This window comes from Kitasatospora sp. SolWspMP-SS2h, from assembly GCF_003259315.1.
Classification (GTDB): Bacteria; Actinomycetota; Actinomycetes; order Streptomycetales; family Streptomycetaceae; genus Kitasatospora; species Kitasatospora fiedleri.
In genome coordinates this window covers 1-9,391 of the sequence record NZ_QLLT01000054.1, presented here as the reverse complement: position 1 = coordinate 9,391, position 9,391 = coordinate 1, and the positions used below count along the sequence as shown (strand labels likewise).

Sequence of the window (9,391 nt, the reverse complement as noted above, 5' to 3'; positions counted from 1 at the left end):
GTGGAATCCGGGGGCCCGTTCCAGGCATCCGTACGACGCCGGACAGGACACGGCAACGACACGGGGCGCAGCCCGGCAGGGCCCGGCAGCGGCGCGAGGCGGGACGGCGAGCAAGAGCAGACGGGGCGGGCCGCGGCCGGGCACCACCAACACCTTTGGTCCTCCTGGTCTCCGCCCGCGCGCGGGCGGCCTGCGGCCGCGCTGGGCGCAGGCCTGGCGGCCGCACCGGGGGTGGCCGGGGGCGGGGGCCTGGCGGCCGCACCGGGGGGGGCCGGGGGCGGGGGCCTGGCGGCCCGGCAAGGGGCCGGCAGCGGGCCCGGATGCCCGCGGCACCAGGGGGCGGACGCCGCAAGGCCTACGTGTCTCCGGGGCGGTGGGTGCGCCGATCTCCTTTCCGAGGCTGTCCGGCTAGCCTCGATCAACGTGCGGGCAGAGGGCACCTTGCGCGTAGCCGCCGGGAACGCCGCTTCCAACGCTCTCCCAAAAGGGCTGGGACACTGGGAAGTGCCCGCCGAGGGTGTGCCAGGTCAGGCCGGGGTGATCGGCGCGCAGAGCGATGAGGCCCGCTGTGGCCAGGCCGCAGCGGCGGTACGGTTCGAAGGTGGCAGGGCTTTCCACCCACCCGATCCGACAGCGTCGGCAGACCCGGTAGTCGACCGCGAAGACGTGCTCGCCGTGCAGCCAGGCCGCGCGCGTGCGCCACCCGGTCCGTTCCGAGGCCACCGTGTCCTGCCAGGGCGAGCCCAGGTCCCTGACCACCGGCCGCTCCCGATGCACCCTCCAGTGCCCGTGTGACAGACGGCATACCAGCCGAATCCACCAGTCATTGCCGATCTCGCGCCTGACCTGTCCGGCCTGCCCGGCCAGCCGTACCCCGTCCGTGTGTGCCCGAGTCGCCATGCCCACCACCATGCCCACCACCATGCCCACCAAGAAGGACACGAACACGACACCCAGCTCGGCCCGCCTCAGCGCCGCTGGGAGCCCTCCGAACGTCGCTGCCCCCGGCGGGCAGAGCCCGCAGGTCCACCCCGCACCCGGGCAGGCGAAGACAGCGAGTTGCCACGACGGGAGCAGCCGCGGTGACGGCACCCCAGGGCGAGGCGGGAACAGCGCGAGCCCGGCAGGCCGCGGGCGGCGGGCGCCCCAAGAACGACGACCAGGGGCAGCTTGGCCGCCACCTGCACGGCAAGGCGCAGCAGCGGCACGGGGCGGCGACGTCCTGGCGGCGGACAGGCAGACCGCGGGCGGGCGGGGACCGGCCCGGGAACGACGGCCAGGAGCAGCGCGGCCGGGCCGGATCCGGCCGCCAAAAACCACCCCACCCCCGGGTCCTGGCCGAATTCCGGGACCCTCGAAAGCGGCTCTCATCAGTGGAACAGAGGCCGAATCCCGGGCTGAATCCGACACCGGAAAGGGAGTGCATTATGACCGGCCGTCGATTTGCGGAAGCGAGCCGAGGCGGCCACCGGCCCCGCACTCCGGCCCGACCCGAGCGGCAGCTACTCAAAGTGGCCGAATCCGGGCCGCTCCGCAGTCCAGCCCGGGCACTCGCCGAGCCTGTCCGCCGGCTCGGATTGGTCTACTGGAATGCGGATAGGGCGCCCAGGATGCTGTGAGGTCATGAGGGAGGTCGGGGCGGGGGCCAGCACGGTGCCGTGACAACCGGTACGCGACGAAACCCCGCACCTGCGGCAACTGGGCGGGGCCTCCAGTCCCCGGGACCGGACGGGGACGGTCAGCGGGCCTGAGGCTGGGGCCGGGACAGCCCGACATCGGCGCCGACCACACCCCCACAGCAACAGCTCCCTCGGGTCTCAGCCGGTCGGGGCAAGGCGGCTGAAGGCCCATCGGAGGACTTCCTGGTCGACTCTGGTGCGGCCGGTGCGCTGGAGGGCTGTGTGGGTGTGGGCGGTCAGCCGTGCCCAGTTACGGAAGTTGCCGTGGGCGGCGTGCTGGTCGGCGAAGGCGATGTCGGCGGGGTCTGCTTCGGCCCAGATCGGGTGGTAGAGCGGGATGACGTCCAGGACCTCTTCGGAGGTGAGGCGGGCCAGGCGCTGCCAGATGAAGATCCTGGAGGAGAGCATCGGTTCCCTGCGCAGGGTCTGGTAGCAGCCTTCGCCTCCGACGAAGACGACGGCGAGCTGGGTGTAGGGGTCGTCCCAGAGGTAGCGGACGTACTCCAGCTGGTCGCTGGAGAGCCATTGGGCCTCGTCCAGGACGAGGGTGCGGGGGTGGGTGGCGAGGGTGGTCTTGAGGAGGTGGTCGAACTCGCTGGCGTAGCGCGGGGGCTGGCCCGGCAGTTGGAGGCTGGTGAACAGTTCGTGGCGTACCGCGCGGGTGGTGGGGCGGGCGTGGAAGGTGATGCGGTGGATCTCTTCTGCGGGTTCGAGTTCGCGCAGGCAGCTGGTGACCGCGACGGTCTTGCCGAAGCCGGCGCCGCCGTGGATGCAGGTCATGGCGCGGGCGGCGATGGTGTCGGCGAGGTTCTCGCGCACGGTGAGCAGGGCGCGGGTGGCAACCAGGCGGGCTTCGGGCAGGGCGGTGTACTGGTCGGTGGCCGGGGGTGGCAGGCGGCGGGTCACGGGGCGTCCTCGGGGTGCGGCGGCGGACTGGGGCGGCGGGCGGTTCTCACCGTCGCGGGGGTGGGCCAGTCAGGCGGAGCGGGCGTGGGCGGGATCAGGTCGGGCAGGGCCAGGGCGGACAGGCTGCTCTCGTGGTGGCGGGACAGTTCCCGGGTCGCCTCGGGCGCGGTGACGGCGTCCAGGAGGCGGGCTGTGGCCGAGGTGGTAGTAGGTGCGAAGCGCTGATGGCGCAGCTGCTCGGCGGCCTTGGCCTCGGTCCGAAGGCGCCCGGCGCGGCGGGCGCGCGCTTGGCGCAGCGCGGTGAGTTGTTCGGGGGTGGCGTGGTCGGCGAGGTGGGCGGTGCCCAGGCGGCGGCCGGCGGGGTCGCAGACCTCGATCTCGTGGGTGTGGTGGGGCATGAAGCGGACCCTGACTTCTCGGCCGGCTTGTCCGGTCATCCAGTCGGCGAGGTAGTCGCGGCTCTTGAAGCGGACGCCGTGGCTGGTGATGCGGCGGGTGCGGGCGTCGTCTTCGAGCGTGAACGACCACAGGTCGGCCTGCGGGATGTCGGTGAGCGGGGTCGGGTCCTCGTTCCAGGCCTCGAGCGGGGTGCGGCCCTGGAGGCCGTCGGGGTGGTGCTGGGTGTTCCACCAGGTGACGAATGCCAGAACCTCGGCGGTGAAGTCCTCGAAGGACATGGCCGGGGCGGTGGTCAGGCGGTCTGGGCGGCGGCGGGGCTGCTTGGCGCGGTGGGCGGGCAGTGCGGCGAACAGCATCCGCGCGGCGCTGCGGTTCAGGTTCTCGATGCTGCCCTTCAGGTGGGGGCTGTAAGCGGGAAGGTCGTCCACGGCCGTCCCGAACGCGTCGAAGGCGGCGGTGACGGTGGCGGAGAGGAAGTCCTTGCCGCGGTCGATGCGTACGGTCTCCGGCCGGCCCCCGACCGGCCCGTAGGCGCCGGTGCGCAGGATTGCCGAGCGCAGCGCGACCAGGATCGAGGCCCGCGAGGGGACGCCCGGGGTCACCGCGACGCCGGTGATCACCTTCGTGGCGCAGTCGATGAACCAGGTGACGTGGGGGCGCACCAGCCGACCGCCGGCAGTGACGCGCAGCGGGGCCTGGACGTGGTCGCCCTCCCAGGTGTGGTTGCGCCAGGTACGGGGGCGCTTGCCGAACACGTCCAGCGCCCGGGCCGCCTCCGGGCCCTTGCGGTACCCGGCCAGCTCCCCCGGTGTCAGATCCCGGCGCACCGCGCGCAGGAAGGTGGCCAGCGACGGCACCCGCGTGAGGGCGGGGACCGCGGCCGCTGGCGCGCCGCCCGGGATCACCGTGCCGGCCGTACAGGCCGGGTTGAGCGTGCAGGGTGTGGATGGCGACGGGAGAGCTGCGTCGACGGCATCGCCGGTGGCCGCGGCGTCGAAGGTGGCGGTGGTGAGGGCCGTATCGGGTGTGAAGGCGAGGGTGGAGGCGGTGCTGCCGGTGCCGGTGCCGTCGAGCAGGGTGGTGGCGTCATGGGAGACGGCAGAAGCAGTGGTGGTGGGAGCGGCGTTGTCGAAGGTCGCACCGTCAGGCGTAGTGGTGCCGTGGGCGGCGGTGGGTGCGGGGGTAGCGGTGGGGTGGGCGTGGGCGAGGAGTTCGCGGTGGACCGCTGAGGCGTTGCCGCGCCAGTAGGCCAGCAGCACCCGGATCTGCGGGGTGATCTCGAACCTGTCGGCACGGCGTTCCCCGGGGGCTTCGACCGTGGCGGGTGTGTCGGCGGCCTCGGCGAGCCACCGCCACACGGTGCGGTCGGAGACCGCCAGGCACTGCGCCGTGGTTCGCACATGCGCCCGGGTGAGAGCGCCCTCGGCCCGCAGGGCCAGCAGGCGCCGCACCGCCGGGGCGCGCAGGACCTTCAACGACACCGCATCCAACGCCGGTTCGGCCTGGGCCGGTACGAGTGCCGCGGCATCGGTGTCGTCGAAGGTGAAGGCGTTCACCAGGGTCCTTCCCCTCGGCGGATGGCGGTCGGTGCGGCGGTAGGTGAGAGAGGGGTCAGGGGTTGGGGCCCAGACGGGAGCAGGCCCGGGCCAGCAGCGCGCGGTCGGCGCCGACACCGGGATGCTGGTCCAAGGCCGCGTAGGCGTGGGAGGTGATCTTCGCCCAGGTCCGGAAGTTCCCCCGCGCACAGGTCTCGTCCGTGTGCAGGAGATCGGCGTCGGTGGCGGTGTGCCACAGCGGGTGGAACAGGCGCAGGACGTCGGGGATCTGAGGGGTCGCCAGGCGCGGGGTGTGCTGCCAGGTCAGCACGCGGGAGGCCAGTGCCGGGGCTCGGGCCAGGGTGCGCTCGGCGCCGGCGCCGCACAGCACCAGCGACATCTGGGTGGTAGGGGCGTCTGCCAGCAGGCGCAGGTAGTCCAGTTCGGGGGCGGCGATGCGCTGGACGTCGTCGATCAGCAGCACCCCGGGTGTGGTGAAGGCGTCGATGAGCACGCGGTCGGCCGCATCCGTGCGGTTGGTCAGCGCGGTCGCCGGCAGGCCGAACGCGATCAGCAGCGCCGCGCGCAGCTGCGGCAGGGCCGGTTTCACCGCGATGTGGGCCTGGCGGACGGGTAGGCGGCGAGGCAGCAGGCCGAGGGCCTGGTGGACCGCGACGGTCTTGCCCTGGCCGGCGTCGCCGTAGACGCAGGCGATCCCACGCGCAGCCACGGTGTGGGTGAGCGCCTCGGCCACCTCGCCCAGCTGGCTGGTCGCAACGACATGGGCCCCGGGGACGTACAACCGCGCCCCCAGCGGCGCGGCGCCTGCAGGGCTGTCGGGTGGTGTGGTGGGAAGGCCAGGTTCGGTGAGGGGCGGGGCCTGGCCGGTCTCGTCGACCGTGCCCGGCAACGCCAGCTGCGCGAGCGCGCGGTCATACACCGCCGACTCCACCCGGCCACGCCCCGGCCGCACGCCCTGTAGCACCCGGCCGGCCCGTTGTTCCCGGCGCACCGCCCGGTGCAGCGTTCCCAACGACGGCACCAGCCCCGCGGACTCCTGCCCCGGATCGCACGCAGCCTGTCCGGTCAGCTCCCGGTGAAGCGCCGCGACGTTCCCGCCCAACTCGGAAAGCCGGGCCCAGAACGTGTCCGTGACCGTGAAAGCGCCACGACGCGGGGCCGCCTCCACACGACCCGACCGGCGTGCGATAGCCAGCCAGTTCCACACCGTGCGTACCGACACTCCAGCCGACTCGGCAGCGATCCGTACATGCACCGACGACAACTTCCCCGTCGCGTCCACCGCGAGCAGACGACTCATCACCACCCGCCGCACCAACGCCCGTTCCCCTGACCGACACACCAGAGATTCCACCGGCCCGGGCACCTGGGCAGCCCTCGGGACGGGATCGGACGACACGGGCAGAGGCGCAGCGGACATGGGTACCAGCCCACACCCCCACCACGGCCAGCCGCATAGGAATGAGCGTCCCCATGTCAGCCATGGTCCTGGTGTGCTAGACCCGATCCGCGGAACGTGGCAGCAAGATGGTCACCTCATGACAGCCAGGGTCCGTGGCCTGTTCAAGCAACAGCCGAACTCAACCGCCCTCACTCCTGGGCCAGCACGCTGCTGACCATCCCACTGTCACCACCCCACCCACTCACAGGCCGGCATCCCGACCGCGCGACCGCCGACCGGCCCTCAGCCGACCCCGGAACCGGCCAGCACCCGGCCCAGGGACCGGCCCGCAGCCGACCCAGGAGCAGCCGCCGGCACCCACCCCGGACCACCACCCCCACCACCCAGCAGAAAACACACCGAAAAACACCCCGAACCATCACCCGAAAAACCGCCCACCCCACCACCCAGACCGCCCCCGAAAACCCAGCACAAAGCACCCCGCAAAACCCACGAAAACACCGGACCACACCGGACCCCCAAACACCACCCCCCCCCACTCCCACCCCTACCAACCATCACACATCGTCACCGACACGACCCGACCCACCCCACCCCATCCCGACCCACCACCCGCACCACTGGTCCGACCAACCCCCCCCCCCCCCCCACCACACCACCCAGGTCACGCCCACAGCCCCCAACCAGCCACCCCGCAAACCCGGACAAACCGAATTCCGAAATGCATTACCAGGTCAACAGGAATTCCGGAAAACCGCACATAAAAACCCCCGCCCGAAACCAGGACAGGGGCAGAGCGAGCAATCCGCGCCCACCCGCAAGAACCCATCGGGCAGTACACGAGAGAAGCAGGCGCACAGACGCCGCCCCTGGGGATCTGCCCCGGCCGCGTGCTCGAAGCCCGGCCGTTCACCGCAGGGGCGGCGTCTGGGCGGAGACCGGACCTGGAGATCGCACGCACAGCGGGAGCAGCGCGGGTTCCGCACCGCCCGTATGACCGGTGCGCGGTGGCGTATGCGCCCCGGCCCGGCGCTCCCCCGGTGTGCGCCAGACCGGAGCGCCGCACCGGGGTGCGTTGACGCACCTCGCGGCACCCCGGTGGAGTGGACCCTAGCCGCCGAGGGTGCCGGGCCTGCGGGCGGGCCCAGGCGGGAGCGGACGGAGGCTGTGGCAGTGGGGCTGTCGCGATAGGCCGCGGGTGGGGGGTCGGGGGGTGTCGGTGGAGGTCACAGGGCGCGACAGGGGCCCCTGTCGCGCCCTCTCCAGCGAGGACGTGACAGGGGCCCGTGACAGCCTCCGGCAGGCAGTGGGGGCCGGGCCCGTCGACTTCCCCAACGACCCGGGCCCCGCCCGGTCACCGGCCCGGCCGCCCGGTCGAGGAGGAAGAACAGCCCAGCGCAGCGCCACCGAAGCCCGGGTGCCGCCGCCCACCACCCTCCCTCTCCTCCTTCGTCGGCCGGGTCGGGGGGCTCCCAGGGGTAAGTCGGAGCCGGACCGGCCAAACTTGCCGGGTCTGACCTGCGGAAACAGCCTGGGCGCGGCGGGGCGGGGTGGTGGCGGTACCGGGCGCGGTGCCGGTGCCCGGGACGGTGGGAACAGGGGCGGGTGGGAGCAAGGGCGGGAGGCCTGCGGCCCCCTGGCGGCGACAGCACACCCCCGTGGGCGCCCTCGCGGGGGTGCGCCCCGGCACCACCCTCCTGGAGGTGGCGCCCCCGGAGAGCAGCAGCACACCGGGACCGCGAGGCGGCGGGCAGCGGCAGCCTGGACGGCGGGCAGCAAGACGGCGGGGCGCAGCGGCGGCGGGCGGTGGAGGCGGGACGGCGGCCGGGGCGGGGCAGTGGGCGGCGGGCAGTGGGCGGCGGGCGGGACGGCGGGCGGGACGGCGGGCGGGGCGGCGGCGGGCGGTGAATCGGGCCGCCCCGGAGAACGCCCGCAAGGGAAACCGGCCGGGGTCGCGAGCGAGAAAGCGGATGTGATTGTGGTACTCGGTCCGGAGACGAGCGGGACGGCCTCCGAAGAGCGAACACGGCCCGATCGGCAGTGAAACCCGACAGAGAATCAGGCAGACCACCGGAACCGCCCCGGACGACCACTTGGCCGGGAAACCCAGGAATCCGGGACAGCGGAATCCGGGTGTGTCACGGAGACCACCGGAGCCGGCCCGGCGGACGGAACGACCGGCACCGGAAAAAGCGCCATCCGCCGCCGCCCCACGCCGTGAAATCCAGGACCGCCGGAGAACACCGCAGAACACCGCACACGGGCGCAGCACCACCCGGCCCGGCGGCAAGTCAACGAAATCCAGGAGCGGCGCGGACAGTGGAATCCGGGGCCGGTCCCCGAAACCCCCCACAACGCCGCACGGGACGGCACGGGGCCGGGCAGGGCGGCCAGCGGGACGGCACGGGACGGCACGGGACGGCACGGGACGGCACGGGACGGCACGGGGCCGGGAGGGAGCAGGCCCGGCGGGGCGGGACGCCGGGCAGGGCGGGACGCCGGGCAGGGCGGCCAGCGGGACGGGGCGGCCAGCGGGACGGGGCGCAGCCGGGCACCACCACCACCTGGTCCCCCAGCTCCTCCAACTCCTCCACCACCTGGTCCTCCAGCTCCTGCTCCTGGTCCTCCCGGTCGAGCGGGCGGCCTACGGCCGCGCGGGGGTGCCGGCCTGACGGCCGCACCGGCGGGCGTGCGGGGGGCCGGGGCCTGACGACCCCGCAGCGGGACGGCGGGCGTGCCGTGGCGGCGGGCGGCGGTCGACGGCAGGCGGCGGGGCGGTCGACGGCAGGCGGCGAGGGGGCCGGGGGGCGCGGGGCCTGACGGCCCGGCAGCGGGACGGTGGCCGGCCGGTACGGGCCAATGGTGGGCGGTACCGGCCCGGGACGGCAGACGGGGCCGTGGCAGCGGGCAGCGGCGGGCGGCAGCGGCCCCGGGGACGGCGGCCAGGAGCAGCTGCCCGACACCGCACCCGGCACACCGTCAACGCGGCGGCAGCTCGGCGGCGGCGGCCCCGGGCGGGAACGGCCGGCGGCCCGGGGCGGGGATGGCAGGCGGCCCGCCGGGCCAGGGGGCAGGAGAGACAGACCTTTGACAGGCGGCCTTGACCGATTGACAAGCGATCTTGACCGGTGTCAGGGCAAGTCGCCGCCCCAGCCTTCTGGATTCGTGGCCGGGGTCCGGCCGATGTCTACCGCTGCACGGTCTTCGGCTGCTCAGCGCGATTTCGGTGCCGCGGCCCGAACCGTTCGATCAAGGCCAGAAGCAGATCGACCGCGCCGCCCACCACGAGCGCCGCCAGCACCAACCGCTGCCAAAGAGGCGCGTCTCCCAGCAGCGCCCACACCGCGCCCGCCACCACGACGACAGCACGCCACCACAACGCCCGCTTCCACCAGCCGAACACCACACCCCCAAGCCCGCAAGAACCCTGACGACCGCGCACTCTACGC

At 73.7% G+C, this 9,391-nt stretch carries 5 protein-coding genes; all 5 read right to left on the bottom strand.

Annotation, left to right across the window (positions count from 1 at the left end):
- Positions 1-408 precede the first annotated feature (408 nt).
- The gene (locus K353_RS34990; protein WP_199528327.1) at positions 409-948 is read right to left on the bottom strand and encodes a hypothetical protein; all 540 of its coding nucleotides are present in this window, start codon (positions 946-948) and stop codon (positions 409-411) included.
- A gap of 869 nt (positions 949-1,817) precedes the next feature.
- On the bottom strand, positions 1,818-2,585 hold the full coding sequence (locus tag K353_RS33345) for an ATP-binding protein (RefSeq protein ID WP_233533997.1): 768 nt from the start codon (positions 2,583-2,585) through the stop codon (positions 1,818-1,820).
- Positions 2,582-4,540 carry a Mu transposase C-terminal domain-containing protein gene (locus K353_RS33340; RefSeq protein ID WP_111557219.1) on the bottom strand — a complete coding sequence of 653 codons (1,959 nt, stop codon included), beginning with the start codon at positions 4,538-4,540 and terminating at the stop codon, positions 2,582-2,584. The genes K353_RS33345 and K353_RS33340 overlap by 4 nt, the downstream gene beginning before the upstream one ends.
- 55 nt (positions 4,541-4,595) lie before the next feature.
- Positions 4,596-5,840: an ATP-binding protein gene (locus tag K353_RS33335; RefSeq protein ID WP_146616653.1), complete on the bottom strand. Its 1,245-nt coding sequence runs from the start codon at positions 5,838-5,840 to the stop codon at positions 4,596-4,598.
- 3,289 nt (positions 5,841-9,129) lie between these two features.
- The coding region (locus K353_RS34110) for a hypothetical protein (protein ID WP_233533996.1) at positions 9,130-9,391 on the bottom strand (262 nt) is incomplete at its 5' end.